At 60.3% G+C, this 23,019-nt stretch carries 17 protein-coding genes and 4 pseudogenes; 10 read left to right on the forward strand and 11 right to left on the reverse strand.

From position 1 onward, the window contains the following. Nucleotides 1-49 precede the first annotated feature (49 nt). From P0D89_RS33375 to P0D89_RS33385, 3 pseudogenes are all read right to left on the reverse strand, one after another. Nucleotides 50-727: pseudogene (locus P0D89_RS33375) on the reverse strand (SDR family NAD(P)-dependent oxidoreductase); the annotation flags it as partial. A 58-nt stretch (nt 728-785) separates the two neighbouring features. Beyond that, nucleotides 786-1,205, reverse strand: a pseudogene (locus tag P0D89_RS33380) (IS6 family transposase); the annotation flags it as partial. Between the two features lie 412 nt (nt 1,206-1,617). Next, a pseudogene (locus tag P0D89_RS33385) lies at nt 1,618-1,842 on the reverse strand (IS110 family RNA-guided transposase); the annotation flags it as partial. A 573-nt stretch (nt 1,843-2,415) separates the two neighbouring features. Between P0D89_RS33385 and P0D89_RS33390 the strand changes: the two are divergent. The 3 genes from P0D89_RS33390 (at nt 2,416) to P0D89_RS33400 (ending at nt 5,988) form a co-directional block, all read left to right on the forward strand. Continuing rightward, nucleotides 2,416-2,619 carry a hypothetical protein gene (locus P0D89_RS33390; protein ID WP_408364714.1) on the forward strand — a complete coding sequence of 68 codons (204 nt, stop codon included), beginning with the start codon at nt 2,416-2,418 and terminating at the stop codon, nt 2,617-2,619. 465 nt (nt 2,620-3,084) lie between these two features. Further along, nucleotides 3,085-3,741, forward strand: a complete 657-nt coding sequence (locus P0D89_RS33395; RefSeq protein WP_408364716.1) for an iron-containing redox enzyme family protein — start codon at nt 3,085-3,087, stop codon at nt 3,739-3,741. A gap of 171 nt (nt 3,742-3,912) precedes the next feature. Continuing rightward, entirely contained in the window at nt 3,913-5,988 is a 2,076-nt protein-coding gene (locus tag P0D89_RS33400) for an ATP-binding response regulator (protein WP_408364718.1), read from the forward strand. A 756-nt stretch (nt 5,989-6,744) separates the two neighbouring features. Here P0D89_RS33400 and P0D89_RS33405 read toward each other — a convergent pair. Beyond that, complete coding sequence (locus tag P0D89_RS33405; protein WP_408364720.1) at nt 6,745-8,043, reverse strand: sigma-54 interaction domain-containing protein; 1,299 nt, start codon at nt 8,041-8,043, stop codon at nt 6,745-6,747. Between the two features lie 387 nt (nt 8,044-8,430). Between P0D89_RS33405 and P0D89_RS33410 the strand changes: the two genes are divergently transcribed. The 4 genes from P0D89_RS33410 to P0D89_RS33425 all read left to right on the forward strand — a co-directional run bounded on the left by P0D89_RS33410 (nt 8,431) and on the right by P0D89_RS33425 (nt 12,616). Beyond that, a complete protein-coding gene (locus tag P0D89_RS33410; RefSeq protein ID WP_408364722.1) occupies nt 8,431-9,297 on the forward strand; it encodes an MBL fold metallo-hydrolase in 867 nt (288 codons plus the stop codon). Between the two features lie 40 nt (nt 9,298-9,337). Beyond that, nucleotides 9,338-11,005 (forward strand): bifunctional protein tyrosine phosphatase family protein/NAD(P)/FAD-dependent oxidoreductase, encoded by a 1,668-nt coding sequence (locus tag P0D89_RS33415; RefSeq protein ID WP_408364724.1) that lies wholly within the window; start codon nt 9,338-9,340, stop codon nt 11,003-11,005. 32 nt (nt 11,006-11,037) lie between these two features. Next, the gene (locus tag P0D89_RS33420) at nt 11,038-11,844 is read left to right on the forward strand and encodes a sulfite exporter TauE/SafE family protein (RefSeq protein ID WP_408364726.1); all 807 of its coding nucleotides are present in this window, start codon (nt 11,038-11,040) and stop codon (nt 11,842-11,844) included. Nucleotides 11,845-12,055: 211 nt separating this feature from the next. Beyond that, nucleotides 12,056-12,616, forward strand: coding sequence for a DsrE family protein (locus tag P0D89_RS33425; protein ID WP_408364728.1), 561 nt, complete (start codon nt 12,056-12,058; stop codon nt 12,614-12,616). A 68-nt stretch (nt 12,617-12,684) separates the two neighbouring features. Here P0D89_RS33425 and P0D89_RS33430 read toward each other — a convergent pair. Next, nucleotides 12,685-13,071: pseudogene (locus P0D89_RS33430) on the reverse strand (transposase); the annotation flags it as partial. Between the two features lie 539 nt (nt 13,072-13,610). On the opposite strand from P0D89_RS33430, the gene P0D89_RS33435 reads away from it, so the two are divergent. Next, entirely contained in the window at nt 13,611-14,060 is a 450-nt protein-coding gene (locus tag P0D89_RS33435) for a hypothetical protein (protein ID WP_408364730.1), read from the forward strand. Between the two features lie 195 nt (nt 14,061-14,255). On the opposite strand, the gene P0D89_RS33440 is transcribed toward P0D89_RS33435, so the two are convergent. Continuing rightward, on the reverse strand, nt 14,256-14,909 hold the full coding sequence (locus tag P0D89_RS33440; protein ID WP_408364732.1) for a TetR/AcrR family transcriptional regulator: 654 nt from the start codon (nt 14,907-14,909) through the stop codon (nt 14,256-14,258). Between the two features lie 82 nt (nt 14,910-14,991). On the opposite strand from P0D89_RS33440, the gene P0D89_RS33445 reads away from it, so the two are divergent. Then, nucleotides 14,992-15,564, forward strand: coding sequence for a hydrolase (locus P0D89_RS33445; protein ID WP_408364734.1), 573 nt, complete (start codon nt 14,992-14,994; stop codon nt 15,562-15,564). Between the two features lie 10 nt (nt 15,565-15,574). Further along, complete coding sequence (locus tag P0D89_RS33450) at nt 15,575-16,825, forward strand: MFS transporter (protein WP_408364736.1); 1,251 nt, start codon at nt 15,575-15,577, stop codon at nt 16,823-16,825. Nucleotides 16,826-17,485: 660 nt separating this feature from the next. On the opposite strand, the gene P0D89_RS33455 is transcribed toward P0D89_RS33450, so the two are convergent. The 5 genes from P0D89_RS33455 to P0D89_RS33475 form a co-directional block, all read right to left on the reverse strand. After that, a complete protein-coding gene (locus P0D89_RS33455) occupies nt 17,486-17,692 on the reverse strand; it encodes a DUF6494 family protein (protein WP_408364738.1) in 207 nt (68 codons plus the stop codon). 137 nt (nt 17,693-17,829) lie between these two features. Beyond that, entirely contained in the window at nt 17,830-18,111 is a 282-nt protein-coding gene (locus tag P0D89_RS33460; protein ID WP_408364740.1) for an energy transducer TonB family protein, read from the reverse strand. A gap of 428 nt (nt 18,112-18,539) precedes the next feature. Continuing rightward, nucleotides 18,540-18,968 carry a TonB system transport protein ExbD gene (gene exbD, locus P0D89_RS33465; RefSeq protein WP_408364742.1) on the reverse strand — a complete coding sequence of 143 codons (429 nt, stop codon included), beginning with the start codon at nt 18,966-18,968 and terminating at the stop codon, nt 18,540-18,542. Between the two features lies 1 nt (nt 18,969). Next, nucleotides 18,970-19,731 (reverse strand): tonB-system energizer ExbB, encoded by a 762-nt coding sequence (exbB, locus tag P0D89_RS33470; RefSeq protein ID WP_408364744.1) that lies wholly within the window; start codon nt 19,729-19,731, stop codon nt 18,970-18,972. A 183-nt stretch (nt 19,732-19,914) separates the two neighbouring features. After that, nucleotides 19,915-22,110 carry a TonB-dependent receptor gene (locus P0D89_RS33475; protein WP_408377759.1) on the reverse strand — a complete coding sequence of 732 codons (2,196 nt, stop codon included), beginning with the start codon at nt 22,108-22,110 and terminating at the stop codon, nt 19,915-19,917. Nucleotides 22,111-23,019 lie beyond the last annotated feature (909 nt).

Here is a 23,019-nt window from a genome sequence, read left to right on the forward strand (position 1 = left end):
GTAGTACAAATTTAACTTGAAGCGTGTTTTTAAAGAATGCGGCTAGGCCTTACTTGAGCGCCACGCTCATTCCACCGTCCGCCATCACGACCGCGCCGATGATATAGCTGGCTTTCTCGGACGCCAGAAACGCGGTCATTTCGGCAATTTCCCGCGGATCGGCCGCCCGCTTGATCGGCGCGTTCTTGCCGTGCTCGGCGAGGAAGGCCGGGCCATCCTCGTGGAGGTGGTTCGTGATGTTCGTCACCGCGTCGCCAGACCCCACCGCGTTGACGCGAATGCCGTGATCGATTGCCTCGAGCGACATGGCGCGCGTCAACTAGGCGAGCGCACCTTTCGAGGCCGCATAGGCGGCGACCAGCGGAAACGCCTGATAGCACGCGTATGAGCCGACGTTGACGATTGCGCCGCTCTTCGCCGGCATCATCGCGCGCATGGCCTCGCGCGAGAACAGGAACGCACCGGTGGAATTGACCGATTGAATACCGTTCCAGTCGTCGAGCGTCATTTCGACGACCGGCTTGTTAATGATGATCGCGGCGTTGTTGACCAGAATGTCCAGCTTGCCGAAGTGTTCCAGCGCGGTGGCCACGGCGCGCACCGCGCTTTCCTCATGCGCGACATCGGCGACGAGCGGGACGATTCCCGGACGCGCCAACGCTTCGACGTTGGCGCCGCGCCCGACGGCAATCACGCTCGCGCCTTGCGCGTGGAGTAGCTCGGTGGTGGGGTTGTGTCGCGATAAGGTCGGCAAGGCGAGAAAATCGCATGATGATAAGGAATCCTTACGCCACCAGCGAATAGAACTGGGCGGCAGCGGTTTGGGGGACGCCGTTGTCCTTCATTTGCCCTTTCCTGATCATATGCATCGTTTCGATGCCCGACAGGATGATGTGGGCGCACCGGAAATCCTTGAAGCCCATCATGGGCCTGGTTCGGCGTTTGATAGCCCGATGATCCTGCTCCACGATGTTGTTCAGATACTTGACCTGCCGGATCTTGATGGGCATTTCGCGTTCAGCGTTGATGGTCTGGAGGGCGGCCAGATTAGCCCCGCTTTTATCCATGGTTACGGTCTCAGGCGTGCCGTTCCGATCAATGGCTTTCTCAAAGTAACGGCGGGCCGCACCCTTGTCACGATGGGCCCGAAGCAGGAAATCGACGGTCTTGCCGGCCTTGTCCACAGCGCGATACAGGTACTGATATGACTTTGCGTGTCAATCGCGACATTGGTTTTCAGGTTGTTACATCGACGCATGAATTTCCTGAGGGCGGCGCAGCAGTAAGTCTCGACGGTGGATCACACTTCTATGAGCAAAACTCTGTCAAGATCCCCTATGCCAGAATTTTCATAACATGTCTCCGTTTGTTTGGTCTGAAGTCGTCGTGGCGCTCGTGAGAAGAACCAGCATCTCACCACCTTCTATCCGCTGGCGTGTCACCAGCCTGATCCTGCATGCGCGTTAGGCCGGAATCTCTTCCGGGAACATGCCCCATCTGAAAATATTCGGTTGCTTCAGCAACCCAGCGTGATCACGGGCATGTTCACTCCAACCGTGTTTGCTACGTAACTGCCTGGCCAGACCTTTACCTCCTTCCTGCGAATCCTGATGGGACTTAAGCTGACTTAAAGTGCGCGCCTTCGGGAATAACTCCGTCTTTCAGATAGCGCCACAGCGCAATGGCGAGACGTCGCGCTACCACGACGATGGCGATGCGTCGCGCGCGTCGGTTCGGTCCCGTGCCCTGTGTGCGCTGGTCAAACCATTTCGCTAATGCACTGCCAGGCTGATAGCGCAGCCAGGTCCATGCGATTTCGATCAGCAGGGCGCGCCGCGGCCTGCGGCTGTGCGACCGTGTGCACGGCCGGCTTCTCGCGCCGGCCGTCACCGGCGGTTCAGGGTGAAGGGGCTGAACGCGTACTTCGACCATCTCGAGACACCTGTCACGATCTCCTGTGAGACCGATCTCCGAGGCTTTCAGACGTTCCTTCCAATCCATTGCATTCGGAAATACCGCTCATGAGATGATTCAATGCGATCACTCTAAAGTGGCAGCACTGTTCGTCTCCGAGACAATTGCCGCCTGCATATTCGACGGGATGTCACCGAAATCAGGCGCATCGCACTGAAAATTATGCGAATCGCATTTAAATTTTTAATGCAAACGGGTGCGATTTACGTGCGTCCGCGCTATCGTTTTAATTGTGGCAATTCAAGCCGCATAGCGGTCGAAATTCTCTGTTGTATGGGCAGTGGGGACTTGCGCCCTTGGTATCGTAGTAAGCGGACTATCTCAAGCGGAACGACGCATCCTTGTATTCTTCATTGAACAAATGGAGTGCGTAACCGTGCTTTTCTTCTAACCGGGGATTGCTTGGCTTTCCCACCGTTCTTACAGGAGGCAGGAAACATCATGATCGTGGACACGTTCCAGCCACAGTCGTATTTGCCGGCCATACCCGTGCCGCCGCCGGTGGCACGGGAGGTCGTCTTGCGCCACCTTGAAGGCCCCTCGGGTACCAGCGAGGTTCAACGCCTGCGCCAGGAGATCGATCTCGCCGTGCACGAGCGGCTGAATCCGTATTTCCATGCGGAGGAAAAAAAAGAGACGAAATAGGCATTTCCGTTGCCTTCGAGCTGGACAGCCAGCTGATCGGGACCATGCGATTCGTGCCGATGAAGTACGAGTTGACCCTCACTGAAAAACTTCAGAAAGAGATACGGCTTGATCCGTCCTTGCTGGTGGACAGCTGGGAGGTTGGACGTCTCGTACTCGATCCCGCGGTCAGACAAGGCCAGGATCTACTCCGAAAATGTCTGTTACTGGCGCTTTGGTTCGTCGCCGAAAAGTCCAACGGAAGAAATTTTCACGCGTCCTGTTCGCATGTGCTGAGCCGGCTTTACCGAAGATTCGGCTTTTCGATCCTGGCGAGCGACATACCTCTTGCTGGAACTGACAAGACATACACGCTTATTCATGGCACTGTAGCGAATGTATCGAGAGCCTTAATGGGGGTCGACGCTGTCGGGACGTCGGTTAAATAAAAATATCAATGCAAAAAGCATATTAAAGGAAAAGACCATGCAAAATAATTTTGTTCATTCTCTGCGGGAAACAGTCAATCAGCATTGGGCACAGATCAAGACTGGCCGATTCTGGCATCACGTGATGAACAACAAGGTATCGAGGGATTTCTATCACGACCTGATGGTTGAAGTTCACCACTACACGAAGCACAACTCGATGAACCAGGCGGTCGCGGCCTTCGTTAGCGCGCCGGAAGGGCTGCTGAAGTTTGCCTATCACCATGCTGCGGAGGAGATCGGACACGAGCGCATGGTGGTCCACGATCTCGAGAGTGTTGGACTGCTCAACAGGGATGCGCTTGCACGCGCTCCGTTGCCGGCTACTGAGGCGCTGATCGGCTATCTTTATTTCGTAGCGCTCAAATATGGACCCGTTGCGCGCCTTGGATACAGCTTCTGGGCGGAAAGCGTGTACGAGCATATCGGGGAACCCCTCGCGAAGGTCAAGAGCGATCTATCGCTGGCCGACAAGAACATGTCGTTCTTCGTTGCCCATGCAGTGATCGACAAAAAACACAGTGCCCAGGTGGAAGATTGTCTCGAACGGTATGCGCAAACGCCTGCGGATCAGGCGCTCGTTCGATCGACTGCGGAGACCACGTTGTTCCTGACGGGGCAAATGCTCGAACAAGTGGCGCTGCGACACGCGTGAGCCTAACGGGAAGCGCCCGCCGAGCGTGGCTGCTTCCTGATTTCCTCGGTCTGGCGGTTTTGTTTTCTCTGCAATCCAGTGGTTGCGCTCCCGATGAAATACCTACGCAAGCTGTTTGCCTGTTACGAAGACTATTGCAGCCACAGAAAAGGAATTCTCAGATACGCCAGCATGGTGGGCACAATCGGATTCCTTCTTTTCTATTTCATCTATACGCGCGTCCTTCCACAGCCGTACGAGAATCTGACGATGAGGCTGATCGCATCGGCTTCCTGCGCGGTGATGGCACTGCCGAATTACTGGCCGTCGCGGCTGAAAAAGTATTACATCGGCTGTTCATACGTCGTGGTGCTTTATTGTCTGCCGTTTTTTCATGTCTTCATGTCGCTGAAGAATCATGGAAACATCGTTTTCATTGCCGACAGCTTCATGGCGGTGTTTTTTCTCGTGCTGCTGACAGACTGGCGCAACACGATTGCAATGCTGTGTTTGGGTACGGGCCTCGGGATGGCGCTTTATATGGCCACAACGGTTCACCCCTTGTTTCCGCCTGACTATATCGCGAGATTGCCGACCTTTATTCTCGTAGTAGTCGGCGGAAGTCTGTTCAAGTTTTCGGAACGGCAGTTGCAGGATGCGAAGCTGCGAGGCGCGATGGCGCTTGCAGGTTCGATCGCTCACGAAATGCGCAACCCGCTGGGACGTATCCAGTACAGTCTGGACATGGCGAGCCAGGCATTGCCGGAGCCAACAACGGGCGACGTCACGCAGATCCTTTCGGGAAAACAGATCGAAGAAGTGTATGCCCAACTGTCACAGGGGCAGCTCGCTGTCCGGCGGGGCTTACAGGTTATCGCAATGACGCTCGAAGAGGTCAACGTCAAAACCGTCGATACGAGCAAAGTCACACGCATTCACGCAGCCGAAGTCGTACAGAAAGCGCTCGATGAATACGCGTACGAAACCAAAGGAGAGCGCAGCGTAGCGACGCTGTCGGTCGTTAAGGATTTCGCTTTCGACGGTGACGAAACGCTGTTCATGTTCGTCCTGTTCAATCTCTTCAAGAATGCGCTCTACTACGTCAAGCGCTATCCGGACATGAAGCTCACGGTGACAGTGGATGAGCCGCATGTCCTGGTGACCGATACCGGGCCCGGGATCGCGAAATCGTTGCAGTCACGCCTGTTCGAGTCGTTCCAGACGTCGGGCAAGGTGGGGGGCACGGGCCTGGGTCTCGCATACTGCAAGCGGGCCATGGTCGCCTTCGGTGGCGATATTTTCTGCGATTCGATCGAAGGCGAAGGCACGCGCTTCAAGCTCCGATTCCCGCGCGCGGCGCAAGCGGTGTCCGACGGGGGAAGCCGAGCGATCCGGGAGGATTCAGTCGCAGTTTTCGCGGGTAAGCGAATTCTGGTCGTCGACGACGACGCCGTGCAGCGAAGCACGATACGCCAACAACTGGGCGGTCTCGGCGTGGAGATCGACGAGGCGGAAAACGGCCTGCTCGCCATTGAGCGGATCAAGCGGGCGCACTATGACCTCGTGATGATGGATCTGCACATGCCCGTGCTGGATGGCTATGCCGCGACGGGAATGATCCGTGGCGGGCTCGTTCCGGAATCGCAGTTCGTGCCGATACTCGGCTGCTCCAGTGATCCGCAGCATCTCGTGCATGTGAAGACCGAGAGAGCGGGCATGTCTGCGATCGTCTCCAAACCGTGCAGTCGCGCTGAGCTTCTCAGAGCGGTGCAATCGTGTCTGGACCATCATGGAGTCCATTGCGAGCCGCTGGCAGGCAAGACAGCGATCCTCGCCGATGACGATGAATATGGGCGGCGTATCGTGCGAACGTGGCTGGAGAGATATGGCCTGGAAGTCCGCGAAGCCTGTCACGGGCAGGCGGTACTCGACATGCTCGCGGAGGGCGAACGATGCGATGTCATCATGCTGGACCTGCAAATGCCCGGCCTCAATGGGATAGAAACGACACGTGCGATACGCGCACGCACTGGAACGATCGCTCAGATACCGATCATCGCTTTGACTGGCTATTCAGACGCAGGAACTATCGAGTCCGCAGTAAATGCGGGCATGAACGATGTCGCAACCAAACCAGTTCGTGGACCGGCGCTTGTCAAAACATTGATCCAGCATATGCATCCCGGCACAAACGGCGCGCGTTGGGCTGCAACGACCGCTGTACCGGGCGGAGGCGACGGGTGCCCCTCTTCGGCCATGTCGGAATAGCGATCCTTGGCGGGGCCATCCCGGACTGGAGACGTCGTGAAGGGTAGCGGACATACGACGGCTACGCCGCGAGTTGGAGTGCGCAGTAGGGCTGGTTGCGGTCCTCCTGTTGAGGTTCGTTAATTCCGCTACCGGGTACGCTAATTCTGCTAATGCCGCCTGATTTTAGGTGAGCAGCGACTGTAGTTCGCTATATGGCTGATGGGATCAGATGATTCCAGGTAAAGAAACGATTAGCATTTTCACGGTTCCACTCTTGCTGGTGGATCTGCCAGCATGTGCAGGAAGGCCGTGTGGCAAGAGGTTGCGCGGTATTGACTGCCACAGGTCACGAGGTAATTGAGGCGAGCCAACCTGGTTGAATTGGGCGGTATTCGAAAAATCGTGCGCGCTCATCCACAAGACGCATTAGCGCAAGAAAGATGCCGTTGGCGTCACGGCTGATCGAAGACCCGAAGGGGGCGCGTCGCCAATCGTTTGCGGGCACAGACTGGCCGATGAGCAACCCTCCAATCTCGCTCTGAAGCGGACGCCTGAAACGGCCCACCACGTGTGAGTCCCCAAGTTGTCACCTCGGCGCTGCCGGGGCCCTCACCCTCAAGTCGAGGACCTTCGTCGATGTGCCGCCGAGCGTGCATCGAAACGGGGTGGTAAGCACGCTGACATTCAGATAGCCAGGGTGCACCGCAAAGATCCTCACCGAAATGCTTGTCGCCAACATTTCCCGTCCCCTGTCACCGGCTATGTAAACCCGGGCTACCCCCCACCTCCTACTCGCCTTAGCGTCTTCAATCGACGATACAGCGTGCGCTCGCTCATCCCGAGGTAGGCGGCAAGGGCGCCGCGTGTACCTGAAAAACCCTCCACCAGCCGTACGAGTTCACGATCCGTGAGCTCGCCGCGCGCCGACAGCGACGTCGGGCCCGCGTCGCTCTCCCAATGCGCCGGCATTCCCGCCACTATGTCATGCGGCAGGTGCTCGATCCGGATCACCCCATCGCCGGCCAGCAGGCACGCCCGGTCGAGCACGTTACGCAGTTCCCGGATATTGCCTGGCCATGACCAGGCATGGAGTTTCCCGAGAGCGTCTGGCTCGACGCTGAACTTGCGGCCGGCAATAGCGCCTGCCGCACCTTGCGCGCTACCAATACGCTGCAGTATCGAATCGACGAGCAGGGCGATGTCGTCCGGCCGCTCGCGCACCGCTGGCAGGTGAATCGGAAAGGCGCTGATGCGGTAGTAGAGGTCCTGGCGGAATCGACCGTCGTTGATCATTTCCCGCACGGGTTGGTGCGTCGCCGCCACCAGTCGGAAATCCGCGCGTAGGGTCTCGATGCCGCCGACCCGCCGGAACGTGCCGGATTCGATGAGGCGTAGCAGCTTGACCTGCATCGACAGCGGCACATCGCCTATCTCGTCGAGAAACAGCGTTCCCCCTTGCGCGGTCTCGACCAGACCGGGTTTGCGCGTGGCGGCGCCGGTGAACGCGCCTTTTTCATAGCCGAAGAGTTCGCTCTCGAACAGGGTCTCCGTGATGCCGGAGCAATCGACGACGACAAAAGCGTGTTGCGCGCGCTCGCTTGCCTCATGAAGGGCACGCGCGAACAGTTCCTTGCCGGTTCCGGATTCCCCGAGCAACAGGACCGGCAGCGTCGAAGGCGCGACGCGATGCAACGCCGAGATCGCCTCGTTGAACGCCGCTGATCGACCGACCAGCCCTTCCGCGCTCGGCCTGGCGGATGCGCCGCGTACCGTGGAGAGCCTCTCGACATACGCAACCACCTCCCGCTGCGAATTGAATATCGGCCGCAACTCGACATCGACATGCTCAGGCCCGCGAGGCGTGTGATGAATGTGGAGCACGCGGTCGGGGCCGCGGAGCTCAAACGCCCGCTTCATTGGACAGTGCTCACCCGCCTGGTCGCAGGGCACGTCGTAGTGATGCGAGACCTGATAGCACTTGCGGCCCACATGAGGCTGGCTGGCGACGCCGAACTGACGTTGATAAGCGGTATTGGCAGCAAGGATGCGGTACTCGGGATCGAGCACGATCATGGGTTGAGCGTCGTGCTCCAGGTACGACACGAGGGCGTCGACATGCAGCGCTTGAGGCGACCCGGCGGAGGTCTTTACGAGGGGTGTGATGGGTATCAACGGCTTAGGGGATTTCATGGCGGCGGCTCCAGTAGACGTCACTATACGTCGACGCTGCCAAAGCTGCCATCCCTGCCACCTGACTGCCTCAAATGGCAGCCTTTAACCCCAGACGACCGCTCCACGCGCTGTGGCGACGCCCGATGGAATAGAAACATTGATAAAAATCAAAGCGTTAGCCAATTTTTATCAATTGCGAGCGACGTGGCACGGTTCTTGTTTTAATTGGCCGGCCAGTTTCGCAAAATCCATTCGTTTGAGGAGAGGAAGTTGAATACCACGAGCCCCATGCTGGTCGAAGGTTTCTTCGACCCCGGTACCTGCACGGTCAGCTACCTGTTGCTGGATGTCCGCACCGGCGACTGTGCACTGATCGACAGTGTCCTCGACTATGACCCGAAGTCAGGCCGCACCTCCACGACGACAGCCGACAAGCTCATCTCTCGCGTCCACGAGCTTGGCGTGAAGGTCCAGTGGCTTCTCGAAACCCACGTGCACGCCGACCATCTGTCCGCCGCGCCGTACCTCAAGGAAAGACTCGGCGGAAAGATTGCGATTGGCGCGCAGGTGACCCGCGTGCAAGACGAGTTCGGCAAGCTGTTCAACGCCGGTTTGAAATTCACGCACGATGGCAGCCAGTTCGATCACCTGCTCTCCGACGGCGAAACATTCGCCGTCGGAGCGTTGCAGGCGCGCGCCATCCATACCCCGGGCCATACGCCGGCCTGCATGACCTATGTGGTCAGCGACGGCGCGCAGACCGCGGCCTTTGTCGGCGACACCCTGTTCATGCCCGACTATGGCACCGCGCGCTGCGACTTTCCCGGCGGCGACGCCCGTACGCTGTACCGGTCAATCAACAAGGTGTTGAGCCTGCCGGCGGACACGAAGCTCTACATGTGCCACGACTACCAGCCCGGCGGGCGGCCTTTGCAGTTTGTCAGCACGGTAGCCGAGGAACGCGAACACAACGTCCATATCCGCAACGGTATCGGCGAGGAAGCTTTCGTGGCGATGCGCACCACGCGCGACGCGACACTCAACATGCCCGTGCTGATGCTGCCGTCAGTGCAGGTCAACATGCGCGCCGGACATATGCCCGATCCGGAAGATAACGGAGTGCTGTATCTCAAGATTCCCCTCAACGCAATCTGAGGCGGTGCACGTGATTTCTTGGAAGCAACAGGAGAAGTAAATGGACATCAAGAAACTGACGGCCGAACTGGCCGTATCGCAGCAGATTGCGGCATCCGACCTGCAGGCAATCAAGGCCGCTGGCTTTCGCGCCGTCATCTGCAATCGCCCGGACGGCGAAGGCGCCGACCAGCCCAACTTTAGCGAGATCGAGGCGGCGGCCCGTGAACAGGGCATCGAGGCCCTTTACCTGCCCATCGAGTCCGGCAAGGTCGGCGACGCCGATGCTGCGCGATTCGGCGAATTGATGCGCGCGCTGCCGAAGCCGGTGCTCGCCTATTGCCGTACCGGGATGCGTGCCGCGACGCTGTGGGCGCTGTCCGAAGCGCCCCGCGGGACGCTGCCGGATATCATCGCCGCCGCCAGGGCAGCAGGTTATGACCTGTCCGCGCTGGCGCGGCGTATTGCCAATGGCGGCAAGGTGCCCGTCGATGTAGCCGTGGCCAGTCACGACATTGTGATCATCGGCGCCGGCGCCGCCGGCGTGGCGGCAGCCTCAAGCCTGCTCGCGCGCGACCGCAACCTCGACATCGCCATCATCGACCCGGCCGGCGTCCACTATTATCAGCCAGGCTGGACCATGGTCGGAGCCGGTGTGTTCGATCCCGAGACGACCGCCCGCGATATGGCCGCCGTGCTGCCGCGCCAGGTGCACTGGATCAAGGCCGCAGTGGCTGCGTTCGAGCCGGAAAAGAATGCGGTCGTACTCGAAGGATGCCGGGTGGTGAGCTACAGGCAGCTCATCGTCTGTCCGGGGCTAAAGCTCGACTGGCATGCCATCGATGGGTTGTCCGAAACACTCGGCCAGAATGGCGTGACGTCCAACTATCGCTACGATCTTGCTCCCTACACCTGGCAGCTCGTGCGCGAACTCAAGGGCGGCCGCGCGTTGTTCACCCAGCCACCGATGCCGATCAAATGCGCCGGGGCGCCGCAAAAGGCGATGTATCTGTCGTCGGATCACTGGCGGCGTACAGGCCGGCTCGAACAGATCGATGTTCAGTTCTTCAACGCCGGCGCGGTGTTGTTCGGCGTGGCCGACTATGTCCCGGCGTTGATGGAGTACGTCAAGCGTTACGACATCGCGCTGAACTTCGGCTTCAACCTGAGTGCGATAGACGGCCCCGGCAAGCGCGCTATTTTCAGGCGCACGCTCGAGAACGGCAGCGTGGAATCGGTCAGCCGCGAGTTCGACATGATCCATGTGGTGCCGCCGCAGAAAGCACCTGACTTCATTCGCGCCAGTTCTCTGGCCGATAAGGCGGGTTGGGTCGACGTCGACCCGGCGACGTTGCGCCACAAAACCTACTCAAACGTCTTCGCGCTTGGCGATGTCGCGAACACAACCAATGCGAAGACCGCCGCCGCCGCACGCAAGCAGGCACCCGTCGTCGCCCACAACGTGCTTGCCGCACTCGGGAAAGTCAGGGGCGTGGCGGCATATGACGGCTACGGCTCATGCCCGCTGACCGTCGAACGCGGCAAGATCGTGCTCGCGGAATTCCTCTATGGCGGGAAGGTCGCGCCGTCTATGCCGACCTGGCTGATCGACGGCAAGCGCCCGTCGCGACTCGCGTGGTTGCTGAAGGAGCGCATCCTGCCGCCGCTCTACTGGCACGGGATGCTCAAGGGGCGCGAGTGGCTGGCGCAACCTGAACTCGTGGGCTAACGCAGCGTCGCCAACAACCTGTCGGATTTCTCATGCTCACTTCACTTATCCTCGGCGCCATCGTTGGCGCGGTGCTCGGCCTGACCGGCGCGGGCGGCGGCATTCTCGCAGTTCCGGCACTGGTAGCCGGCATGGGCTGGCCGATGCAGCAGGCGACGCCGGTTGCGCTGGTCGCCGTGGCGGGCAGTGCTGCGATCGGCGCGCTTGAAGCATTCCGGCAGCGGCTCGTCCGTTACCGCGCCGCGCTGTTCATGGCCGCAGCGGGTGTGCCGCTGACCTCGCTCGGCGTGCGCGTTGCCCACGCGTTGCCGCAGCGCGTGCTATTGGCGCTGTTTGCGACCGTCATGCTGGTGGTGGCCGGAAGGCTGTTATCACAGGCTTTGCGGCGCGGGCGCCCGGACAGCGCGGACTCGCGGTTTTGCGTCGGCCATATCAACCCGGACACCGGGCGGCTGATCTGGTCGTGGACGACTGGAGCCGCACTCGCGGCGACCGGCGCATTGACCGGGCTCATGACGGGACTGCTGGGGGTGGGCGGCGGCTTCATCATCGTGCCCATGCTGCGCAAGCTGACCAACGTGTCGATGCATGGGATCGTCGCCACGTCGCTGATGGTGATCGCGCTGGTCGGCAGCGGCGGTGTCGTCGCGACGGTCCTGCACGGCGCGCCGTTGCCGCTCGACCTGACGCTGTGGTTCAGCGTGGCGACGGCCGCCGGCATGGTGACCGGGCGGCTGCTCTCGCATCGTCTCTCCGCGCAGCACGTGCAGGTGGGCTTCGCGGGGGTCTTGATCTGCGTGGCGCTCGGGATGATGGTGAAGGCCGGGCTAGGCGGATGACTCTCGTTGGCCACATTTTGGCGCAACCGGCATAGACGAATGCGCTCAATCCAGTTAAATCAATTGAGAGCCGAAGATAAGCGGGTTCGATAGCGTACGGCCATCCTCGCCGGTCTGCGCTTCGATTCGGGCTTACTCAGGCGCGTCGCACGGGGGCTTTACCACCCCTGATTCCAACTCTTTTGCACCCGTAGTGAAATCGCAATCAACCATGTACAAAGTCAAAACTTTCGTAGCTACCGCAGCGCTCGCTGCCGCTTCATTGTCCGTCCATGCAGGCACGATGGATTCACCCGACTTCTGGACGACGCCGACCGTTCACGACTACGGCAAGATGCACTTTCTTCCGAACGGTGCTTTCAAGCCACAACCGGGTCACACCTACAAGGTGGTCTTCTCGTTGACGCAGGGGGCCAAGAACCCCAATGAGGTGAGTCCAGCGCTTGATCACGTGGCGCGCGCGGTGAATCTCTACGTGGCGTCGGGCGTGCCGTTGAGCAGGCTTAAGTTCGTCGCGGTTGCTTCTGGCTCGGCCACATCGCTGGTGCTCGACGACGCGCACTACCGTGCACAGTTCGGAGTGCCCAACCCCAATATGCCGTTGATTGCGGAACTCAGGAAGGACGGCATCACGATCGCGGTGTGTGGCCAGGCGATGGCGGAGCACCACTTCGAATATGACTGGATTGACCCCAGAGTGACGCTGTCATTGTCCGCACTGACTACCGTGACAACCCTGCAGCAGGCAGGTTATGCGCTAATGCCACTCTAACCACACACCGCGCGGGATGCACCGGGGGCAGCACATCGTTCGATGTCGCTGTTCCCTGAATCCAACATCCTGGACTCCCCGCGAATCCTGCGTCGAAGGGTTTCGTGCGAAACCTGCTGGGTCGGGTCAGTCGGATAACGCTTCACTGTGCCCGATATCTGCTGGGGTGACAATTTCCACTCGAGCAGGGTGAGAACGATATGCCAGCAGACGCTTTGCAGGCAAAGCTTTGTGGGGCGGTGGCCCGCACTGCGGCGTGCGGCGCTGAGCGCTTCAGCCGGCATCGATGCGTAACCTGCAGGAGAGCTGTTTCGCGTCAGTTCACGGCTAACGGTGCCCGGCGAGCGCCCGAGTATCCGGGCCATGGCCCGGATACTCGAACCCTGTAGATGCAGGCTTGCAATAATGAGGCGCTCTTCAGGTTGGAGTTACTGGTACTGAGTTCTTTCGTGCATCGCAACACCTTATACGAAACGGTATTGGACTTCAGATTTGAGGCCGCCGAGTCTAAAATCATTTCCAGAAAACATCGTCAGGCAGAGACGATACAACTCTCCCGTCCACTGCGGCGCTGACGCGTTCCGAGCCGCTTGCGCGCTGCTGAGGGCTACGCACACCATAGCGTCCCTTGACGACGGTCAGCTCGACTTCCAGCACGCTGCTGGAATACGTAGTTGTTAGGTCGTCCTGGCAGCGGGGGAGCAAACGACCGTTATGGCCGATGATGCAACTTGCATCATCGTCAATCGAACGGCCGTTTGCCAGGGGCGGAGGGGACGCCCGAATGTCCAAATGACGATGCAGGCGAACGACGCTTCCTGGCCCCAGTTCGGCCTTCCGCAAGCTAGGCTCGAATGTCCACTGCAGGGAGGGAAGGAGCCCTCGGAACGCTCGATTCGGCAGTCTGTTTTGAATGGGCATTTTCATTGCTGTTATCGCAAGTTGGAATCACTGCCGGGTCGCCGAAGGTCTATAACTGAATCGGCAGTCCAGGGTGAATGTCTACCCAACTACCGCGAGCGCGGAAGCCCGCGAGCTTTTGACCGGGGAAGGAGGTTTAGCGATTACGACCGACGACCCCATGCTTTGCCTTTTCGAATCCCGATTAGCTTTGATATCGGAGGTAATCATGCAATGCGGGTACCGCGGGTGGATCATCGACGCGACGCCCGACTTCTCCCTTGGGAAATTCTTTGCGCACGCGCGACTGGTTCGCGTTTCGGCTGACGATGACGTTGATGGTGAAATGCACATCGAGCGTGATCTTTCCTATTTCGACACGGAGGATGAGGCGATCGAAGTTGCCCAGCAATGGGCGTTTGCATGGATCTGCGAGCGCGACGGCAGCGTCGATGGTATGCAGCACGAGACACCGGCATCCCGAGCGGCATTCCGGACGAAATTCCATCCAGATGAAATGCCGCATGCGCCGCGCCCACGCTGAATTGTTCACGTAAGCGCGCCTTGCAACGCCGTAGCCGGAAGGCCGGGGACATAAAAAGCGGCGCCGCCGGCCTGGTGTCGGGGCGCCGCCTGAGTCACACATGCTACTCGGAAGCACCACCTGATGGTGGCGCCCCGGCTTGAGCCGCGGGCAGTTCGTGGCCAGCGAGCTTGCTGGCGAGATATAGCCGGTTCATTAGACGCAACTCGGCGGGGCCACCCGGGCTGGTCGGAGCCGCGACTTGTCGAGCGTCATCGCCACCATCGTCTTCATGTTGTTGAGCAATACCACCGCCATGTCTTTGGCGGTCTCTCCCGGCAACGTCGGCGCCCTGAGCCGCAGCGTGCCAACAATCCGCTTGAGCGTCTTCTCGCGATACTCGAGTCGCTTGCCCGACCATTCCGAACGGGCATCCAGCAAAGCGACGAGCGCCTTGGTCTCGTCGTGGATCTCCGCAATGGAGTCGACCAGCAAATCGGCCAACTCGTCTATCGACACCACGCGGGCACGGGCATCGATTTCGTCGCATTGGGCATCACGCAACTCGCTGTAGCGCTGCATCAGTGCATCGGCCAGCACTTCCTTGTTCGGAAAGAAACGATAGAGCGAACCGATTTTTGTGTCCGCGCGCGCCGCTATCTCGGCCATGGTTGCGGCATCAAAACCACGCTCCTGAATGACCTTCGACGCAGCGGCCATCAACGTGGCGACGCGCTCACGGCCGACACCACGCCGCGGCGCAAGCGCCGGCCGTTGACGATTGGGCCGCGGAGCAGCAGATAGAGCTTTAGTTTTGGCGGGAGTCGGAGACATGCCGTCAGTTTGCCAGTTGCGGCGGCCCTCGGCCACATAACTCTATTTGAGCAAATACTCAAATAGAGTTATGCTTGGGCGTCAGCTACCTCCTCGAATCCACCGCAAGGCTCCCATCATGCTCGCTCTTCCCGCGACTGCAACAGCACTCATTCTCGTCGATCTCCAGCAAGGCATCGTGTCGATGCCCGCTCTGGCACCCCGCCCCGGCGCTAAGGTGGCGGTAACCGGTGGCCGGCTAGCAGCGCGTTTCCGGACTGCCGGGGCACCGGTCGTACTGGTCAACGTCGCCTTCGCGGAGGACTTCGGTGATGTGCTGAAACAGCCAGTGGACCGGCCTTTTGCGCGTCCGGAAGGGGGCTTTCCAGCGAACTTCAGCCAGCTCGTCGAAAAACTCGCTCACGCGTCCGACATTCTCGTGACGAAACATCAATGGGGCGCGTTCTACGGCACCGATCTCGATGTGCAGTTGCGGCGCCGGAACGTCAAAACGGTGGTGCTCGCTGGCATCGCCACCAATATGGGCGTCGAATCCACCGCGCGCCAGGCCTACGAGCATGGCTACGACGTCGTGATCGCCGAAGATGCGACCACGGGGCTGTCTCATGACATGCACGCGTTTGCAGTCGACAACATCTTTCCGCTACTCGCACGCGTGGTGAAGTCCGATGACATCGATCTGAAGAACTGAGCCACGCAAAATGCAAAGCAATCCGCCGACAACCGGTGGCGATCCCGGTCGCCCGAACGAACAACATGCGGGTTTCGGCTTCCGTTTCGTCGCGCCGCTAGCGCTCGGCGCCGTACTGAATCCGATCAATTCGACCATGATCTCTACCGCGCTGGTGCCAATTGCGACCGACTTCCATGCAAGCGTCGCGGAGGCTGGATGGCTTATTGCCGGGCTCTACCTGGCAAGCGCCGTGGCCCAGCCGACCATGGGGCGACTGGCGGATCTATTCGGCCCACGCCGGATTTACCTGATCTCCCTCTTCATCGTCGCGATATCCGCGCTGGTCGGCCGGTTTGCTCCCACGCTCGGCGTCTTGATCGCGGTGCGGGTGGCACTGGGAATCGGCACCGCCGGCGCCTATCCGTCGGCCATGCGCATCTTCCGCGTCCAGGCAGATCGGCTCGGTGCGGCGCCGCCACGCGTCGCCATGAGCGTTCTCTCGCTGGCGGGGGTCTCCACCCTGGCCATCGGACCCTTGCTGGGTGGCGTACTGACAGGCGCTTTCGGCTGGCACTCGATCTTTGCCGTGAACACGCCGCTCGCGCTGCTCGCTGCGCTGCTGGTTCTTTTGTGGGTGCCAAAGGATCAGCCGCGCGACGGCAGCTTTGCGCGTCTGATGGCAGAGCTCGACGTGGTGGGCATCCTGCTGTTCACCGGCTTCTTGCTCGGCCTGATGATTTTCCTGATGAATCTCGACCGCCCAGTCTGGAGCATGCTGCCTATCGCCGCCGTTCTCGGTGTAGCACTCGTGCTTCACTCGGCGCGACGCAAGCAGCCGTTTATCGATGTGCGGATGTTGGCCCGCAACCGACCGTTGACGGTAACCTATCTGCGCGCAGGGGCGGTCCTGATGATCGTGTATTGCATCCTCTACGGATTCGCTCAGTGGCTCGAAAGCGGCGCCGGCTTTTCCACTAGCCAAGCGGGCCTGATCACCATGCCGATGTCGCTGCTCGCCGCCGTCTCCTCTGTGACAGGCGGGCGCACAAAAGGCATTCGAGGGCCGTTTATCGTCAGCATTGGCGCAGCGCTGGCCGGATGCATCTGCCTGTTTTTTATCGACAGCAACAAGTCCGCATGGATCATCGCTGCCGCGGTTGTGTGCTTCGGTGTGCCGCAGGGCATGTTTTCCACAGCCACCCAGGCCGCCGTCTATCTGCAGGCGCCGGCCGACGAGATCGGCACTGCAGCGGGACTCCAGCGCACCGCTGGAATCTAGGTGCAATCGCGGCGACCAGCCTCCTTGGCGCCTTATATGGCAAAACTGCGAGCGATCACGGCCTGCACAGCTTGGCCATCGTTATGAGTGTGTTGAGCGCCTGCCTGTTTGTCGCCACGATATTCGATCGCACGATTCCGCGAATCGCCGCGGTGTGAACGGCAGCGGGCGGAGCGCCTACCTGCCGATGCGGCCGCTTAAGCATCATTCTGTGAAAGTGAAGAGCTCTTGACGACCCACTTCGGCCCTTCGGCCCGACGTGAGCTCAACGGCAGCTTTCAAGTGTACGGCCGCTTGGTCTGTATCGGTGGCCGTCGTCCCGTCGGCCAGAACAGTCATTCGAGCGACACGTTTGGTCAACCTTACGAAAGTCGGCTTCCGGAATTGACGCAAGGGCGACGCCCTCAATTAGCTCGCGTCAGCCTCTTATGGTTTTCCCATCGAGACCTCTATGAGTATCCGGCGGGAGTGGCCATTGATATTGCATATGCACTAGCTTAGCGTGGAGTTCGACGGACTGTGAAGCAGTCATCGTTGATGGCGCGTCCTATTGAGGTATCGAGGCTGACTCAAAACCACGAAGGAGAGGTGGCCGACTTGTGCCGGCCGGTTAAGCAAAACTTCATTGTCGCGGGTGCGTCCGCAAGGTGTCAGCCGAAGTTACTGAAGCTTGACTTCCCCAGAAAACTCAACGTTCAACTTAAGCCCAGCAACGTCCAACGTTATTTTCGCTGGAAATGATTCCGTGCCGGCAATGGTGCCGTCGGCAAGGGCCTTGGTAACGGCCTGTTCAATCGCGCGCTGCGCATGGATGCCAACCGTCTTTAACAGCGTGCGAATGCTCAGGTTGAGCACGTCGTCGTTCATTGGGCACCTCCCCCTTACAGGAAATCTGAAATCAAGGTTCGTCGGCCTTCCCGCGGGCAGTCTATCCTAACCGGGCGTGGTTGTCGTCATCGGCACTCCGGGGGTCAACGAGCGAGAGCAGGACCGACTAGCCTGCATTACTGCAAGGTGAAGCGCAGCGGGATCAGCAGTTCCATCTGCTGAACAGTGATCTCGGGTGGAAAGGCCGGCAGTGGTTCGGCACGCGTGATCCACGCCTGCGCTTCCGCATCCAGGTCTGCGTGACCGGAGGTGGTTGCGATTGCCATCGACAGCACCTGGCCGGTGCGGCTTAGCGTGACATTCATCATCACGTCGCCCTGCTCGCCGCGACGCTGCGCTTGCGCAGGAAACCGCTGGTAACGGGCCAGATGTGCGATGAGCCGGCCCTGCCATGTCATCAAGACCTGCCCGGTTGGCGGAGCGGAAGGCGAGGTTTGAGGTACTGGCCGCACAGGCTGTGCGATAGCGGCCGGAGGGCTCTGCGGAGGGTGGGGTAGAGGTAACTCGGGCCGCGATACCGACGGCGGAACGTCCGGGATAGCCGGTCGCTGTGCTGCAGGCGCCTTGGACGCCAACCGTCGCGGCTGTGCCATGGGCGCCGGGGGGACGCGCGGAGCAGGAGCAGGAGCAGGAGGTGGCCCTGGCTGCGCCCCGAGATCCATCATGATCACCTGTGGTTGCGCAGGGTGGGTGGCTTGCACCGGGCGGTACAGTAGCAATATGGCACTGCCCTCCACCACAAGCACCAGCCCCAGGCTGATCGTCCAGCGCAGCCAGAAGCCGCTGCGCCGAACACCGCCGCCTGACGTTTGCAGCGACGTTGCGCTCATGGTTTGGTCGGGGCCGCCAGGCCGACCAGTGCAACCTCAAGATAGCCAGCGCTGCGCAACGCATCCAGTGTCTGCATCACCGCCTCATACGGCACAACCTTATCGCCGCGCACGAACACGCGCTTGCTCCTGTCACCGCCGCTTGCTGTATCCAGTGCCGCCCGTAAATTGCCCAGCGTCACCGGGGCATCGCCGAGCGTGAGCGTACGGTCGCCCTTCAATGTCAGGAAAATCGGTTTGTCTGGCGCAGGCAGCGCTTGTGCCGATGCGCTCGGCAAGTTCACGGGGATATCCACCGTCGCCAGCGGAGCAGCAACCATGAAAATGATTAACAGCACCAGCATCACGTCGATGAACGGTGTGACATTTATCTCGTGCGTTTCGGCAAGATCGTCACTTTGGTCGCCTTCGAGATTTATCGCCATCTTATTCGACCACCGCGCTTATGCCATGCCGCTGGTCCAGTTCGCGCGACACCAGTCGCAGCATCGCCGCCGACAAGTCCGCCAGCGTCGCTCGATAACCGCCGATGCCGCGAGCAAAGACGTTGTAGATCACCACAGAGGGGATCGCCACCACCAGGCCAGTGGCTGTAGCCAAAAGCGCTTCCGCAATACCAGGCGCCACCACGGCAAGGTTGGTAGCGTGCGCCTGGGAAATACTGATGAAGCTGTTCATGATGCCCCACACGGTGCCGAACAGCCCGACGAACGGCGCCGTCGCCCCGATCGTTGCTAGCGGTCCGATGCCCCGCGCCATTTTTCGCCCCGCTGATGCTTCGAGCCGATGCAGCCGCGACGCGACCCGCTCGTTGATGCCGCCCGCATCCTGCCCGGCCGAAAGTTGCATTTCCCTGGCCGCAGCGGTGACCATTGCAAGCAGGACGTGGTCGGTCGTTTCACCCGTCAGCCGCGTCTGCAGACTGGCCAGCGTCCGTTCATTCTCCGCATCGGCCACCGCCTGTTTCACGCACCGCTGCGCTACCAGAAAGCTGAATCCCTTTGCGAGCAGGATCGTCCAGGTGACGATCGACGCGACCATCAGCCCGGCCAGAACCACCTGCACGACAATGTCCGAATTGCTGACCATTGAGCTCAGCGAGAAATCCGTGGGCAGCAGGCTACCGGCAAGCGCTGCCGGAGCAGCAGCCACGGGCGTAGCGGCTGCGGCGCGCGCGATAGCCGGCATGCCCACCAGCAGCGTGGCCGCGCACGCCTGCATGCGTGCACCAACTATCATCCAACGTTCGAACCGAATCTGCATTGCTTGTCCCTTCGATTGCTCAAAACCGCGGGACGGAAGCGCCGACAACCTGGGCGGGCTGTTGGCGCTTCCGTCCCGCCGACGATGTTTGTGTGATTGCCAGTTCCGTCAAAAATCCAGTTCCACGCTGCCCATGAGTGTTCGGGGCGCCCCGAGAAACGCCGTGTTCGACCCCGCGACGCCGACGTCATTGCCATCCGCGATCGACACATAGTAGTAGCGGTTCGTCACGTTGAGCAGCTGCAGCCGCGCAGTCACGTGATGCCTGAACAGGAGCGCGGTGGAGTAGCGCACGCCGAGGTCGAGCGTCACGTAGGACGGCGCGTACGAGAGGTTCGTGTCGCTCGCCGCCCGACTGCTCTCGTAGTGCACGGCACCTGTGAACGCAAAACCTTCCGCGAAACCTGGATGGTAGTCGAGCGCAAGGTCGCCCTTGAACGCGGGCACACCGACGACGCGCCCGCCGTTCCCCGACGAGCTGGCGGAATCGATCAGTTGCGCGTCGACATAGGTGAGGCCGCCGAGCACACTGAGCGACGGCAGTATTTCGCCCTGCACGAACAATTCTGCGCCGATGTTGCGCTGCGTGCCGACCACCCCGAAGACGTTCGCCGTTGCATTGGTCTCCGCGAGCGGTCGCGTCATGTCGAAGCCGTCGGCGGTGACGAGCAACGAGTCGGTCGGCGCGTATTTCACGCCAGCCTCGTACTCGCGGTCATGATACGGCGCCATGAACTGGTTTACGTTCGCGGTGCCCGCCGGCGCCTGATCGCCTTCCTCGACGCTGTTGGAGAAGGTCGCGTACGTGGTCACGGCCGACGTAGGCTTGTAGATCAGCGAGACGGTCGGGCTTAATGCTCCGTTGTCCTCATCCGAATTTGTCGTCTGGCCAGTCGTACCGAAGCTCTTCGCGTTGATGAACGATGCCGAGAGCACGCCCTGCAACGCCCACTTGCTGTTGAAGTGCAGCGTATCGCCGACGATCAGCGAATCCTGCGAGATGGTAGCGGACTCGTATTCCCCGCCCGCGTTCGGGGTGGCCGGCGCTCCGAATACAGTGGGATTCGCCAGATTTGACGTACCAAGTGTCACCAGGAAGGCATTCGGGTTCCGATAGGAATCCTCTCCAGCTGAGAAACCATTAGCGCCGATCGAGAGGTCATTCTTCATGCCGAGAACATTGAAATGACCGTTTAGGGAGGCCGTCCAGCTGGCGATCGTGAAGTGCGGAACCGCGGACCAGTTTTGGACGGCAGTGTACTCCCCGGTATTGTTGGTCATCTCATCCTCAATGCCATAGAGACCGCGAATGGCGTTCTGATAGAGCCCGCCCACTTCGCCGCTCCAGTTGTCGTTAAACTGGTGCTTGAGCTTCAACGCCGCAGTGTCGGTTGTGAGGTCTGAGCCGGCGAAGGGTTGGCCCAAGCCGGGCGTGTCCGGGTTGACCGCGGCCGGCAGCATGGTGCTCGTGCCCTTGGAACCATAGATGATGCCGCCGGGCAGGCCGGTGGTGTCGGTCTCGTAGTGGCTCAGGTCCAGTTCGACGACGGTCTTCGGATCGATGTGAAAATCGAAGTCACCGGAGATCAGCGTGCGGTTCACGTTGCTGTCCGTCGTATAGTCTTCGCCCTCGCCGTGCACGAGGTTGAAACGGTAGCCGATCGCGCCGTCCGGGCTGATTCCGTCCGGTCCGACCCGGCCGCTAATGTCAGCCGCCTCGGTCCACAAGCCTTTCGAATCGTAGCTTTCAGTGAAACGATAGAGCGGCGTGTCGGTCGGGCGCTTCAGGATGTAGTTGAATACGCCGGCAGCCGTTTCCGGACCGTACAGCGAACTCCCGAGGCCATTGAGCACCTCGATTCCGGACAAGTTTTCAGTGGGTATCGCGGTCGTGCCGATGATGTTCATCCCGTCGAGCCGCGTATTCTGAAAGATGCCGCCCTGGAAACCGCGCGACTGCGGACGCGACACCTCATCGCCCTGCTGGTCGCGAACCTCGACCGACGGCAGGTAGCGGAGCGCCTGGTTCACCCCTGTGACCCCCGCATTGACCATCATGTCTTCGGGAATCACCGTCATGGAAAACGGCGTGTCCTTAATAGACTGGTTGCCGAGCGGGCCGAAATAGGCGTGCGTCGTGCCGTAGACGGGCGTTGCCGCATAGCCGCCGAGCTCCGGCGCGGTGACCGTCACCGCGGGCAACTGTATCGGTGCGACCGGCGTCGTGGGGGCCTGCTGCGCGTAGACGGGCACGACCCTGGAAAACAGCGTGAGAGAGGCTAGAAACAGGCAATTGAATTTCATAAACAGGAATAACGTCTTTCATACTTCGAAATCGACTGGCGCGTGATATTCCCGCTTAAATGCCGCGGGCGTCGTACTTCGGCCATTCCGCCAGACGAGCACCGTCGGTGCCGCTGATGGGAGTTCAGGGCACTTGAGTAATGCGTTCGTCGGATGGCCGTCGCGGCCTGCCAGATCGATTTACGAAATCGACATCATGTGAGTTGAAAGGGTAATGGCGGTTTGATATCGAGTTGAAAAGAGATCTTCGCGCGATTCACTGCAATCGCAATATATCAGCATATATAGCGAGGCGTTGCCTTGCCGCTCGTGCGTTCCAGGCCGTTGCATAGGTGCTTCGCGTGAGTTCGCTACGGCCGCGCAATGTTCGTGCGACGCCTGAATGGACGCGCGACGAAGCGCGGGTGTTCAACATGGCGACGCCCGATGCGCTCTTTCAGGGAAGGTATCCGGAGTGCCTTCGCAGCGGCTGACGCTCGCGCCGCAGCGCGGCAAGTGGAGCGTTGGCATTCGGCCCGCAGCACGGCTGGGCGCCGGCGGAAGCGTCATGGCAGCAACACGCATGTGCACGCGGCAATTTGTCGCGATCACGCTTGCTGCGACTGATTCTTGATATCACGATCGAGCAAAGACCATCAGATAGATGGCGCGGGATCGAGGTGTCGAGGACGACGTGGCGATATTTGCCAGCGCGGCGTGCGGCCGATCAGGCTTGATGCTGGGCCAGCGGATCCTGCTAACAGACCGTCCGCTCGTGGTCGTTGACCATTCGCTCTCAACGCCCGTTGTCTGGCCGGTAAGGCCGAGGACGCACGGGTATGCGCGTCGGGGAGAAGGTCCGTTACCAAGGCGAAACCGACGTTCGAATGTCCGGCTGAGAGCGCGGTCGAGCGGCCGTAGTTGGCCGGC

It is taken from the genome of Paraburkholderia sp. RL18-085-BIA-A (assembly GCF_046027075.1).
In the GTDB taxonomy this organism is placed as follows: domain Bacteria; phylum Pseudomonadota; class Gammaproteobacteria; order Burkholderiales; family Burkholderiaceae; genus Paraburkholderia.

Bases quoted from the DNA above. Each gene is read 5' to 3' on its own strand.
- P0D89_RS33390 (WP_408364714.1), top strand. From the start codon at position 2,416: ATGATCGTGGACACGTTCCAGCCACAGTCGTATTTGCCGGCCATACCC.
- P0D89_RS33395 (WP_408364716.1), top strand. From the start codon at position 3,085: ATGCAAAATAATTTTGTTCATTCTCTGCGGGAAACAGTCAATCAGCAT.
- P0D89_RS33400 (WP_408364718.1), top strand. From the start codon at position 3,913: ATGGTGGGCACAATCGGATTCCTTCTTTTCTATTTCATCTATACGCGC.
- P0D89_RS33405 (WP_408364720.1), bottom strand. From the start codon at position 8,043: ATGATCGTGCTCGATCCCGAGTACCGCATCCTTGCTGCCAATACCGCT.
- P0D89_RS33410 (WP_408364722.1), top strand. From the start codon at position 8,431: ATGCTGGTCGAAGGTTTCTTCGACCCCGGTACCTGCACGGTCAGCTAC.
- P0D89_RS33415 (WP_408364724.1), top strand. From the start codon at position 9,338: ATGGACATCAAGAAACTGACGGCCGAACTGGCCGTATCGCAGCAGATT.
- P0D89_RS33420 (WP_408364726.1), top strand. From the start codon at position 11,038: ATGCTCACTTCACTTATCCTCGGCGCCATCGTTGGCGCGGTGCTCGGC.
- P0D89_RS33425 (WP_408364728.1), top strand. From the start codon at position 12,056: ATGTACAAAGTCAAAACTTTCGTAGCTACCGCAGCGCTCGCTGCCGCT.
- P0D89_RS33445 (WP_408364734.1), top strand. From the start codon at position 14,992: ATGCTCGCTCTTCCCGCGACTGCAACAGCACTCATTCTCGTCGATCTC.
- P0D89_RS33450 (WP_408364736.1), top strand. From the start codon at position 15,575: ATGCAAAGCAATCCGCCGACAACCGGTGGCGATCCCGGTCGCCCGAAC.
- P0D89_RS33455 (WP_408364738.1), bottom strand. From the start codon at position 17,692: ATGAACGACGACGTGCTCAACCTGAGCATTCGCACGCTGTTAAAGACG.
- P0D89_RS33460 (WP_408364740.1), bottom strand. From the start codon at position 18,111: ATGACATGGCAGGGCCGGCTCATCGCACATCTGGCCCGTTACCAGCGG.
- exbD (WP_408364742.1), bottom strand. From the start codon at position 18,968: ATGGCGATAAATCTCGAAGGCGACCAAAGTGACGATCTTGCCGAAACG.
- exbB (WP_408364744.1), bottom strand. From the start codon at position 19,731: ATGCCGGCTATCGCGCGCGCCGCAGCCGCTACGCCCGTGGCTGCTGCT.
- P0D89_RS33475 (WP_408377759.1), bottom strand. From the start codon at position 22,110: ATGAAATTCAATTGCCTGTTTCTAGCCTCTCTCACGCTGTTTTCCAGG.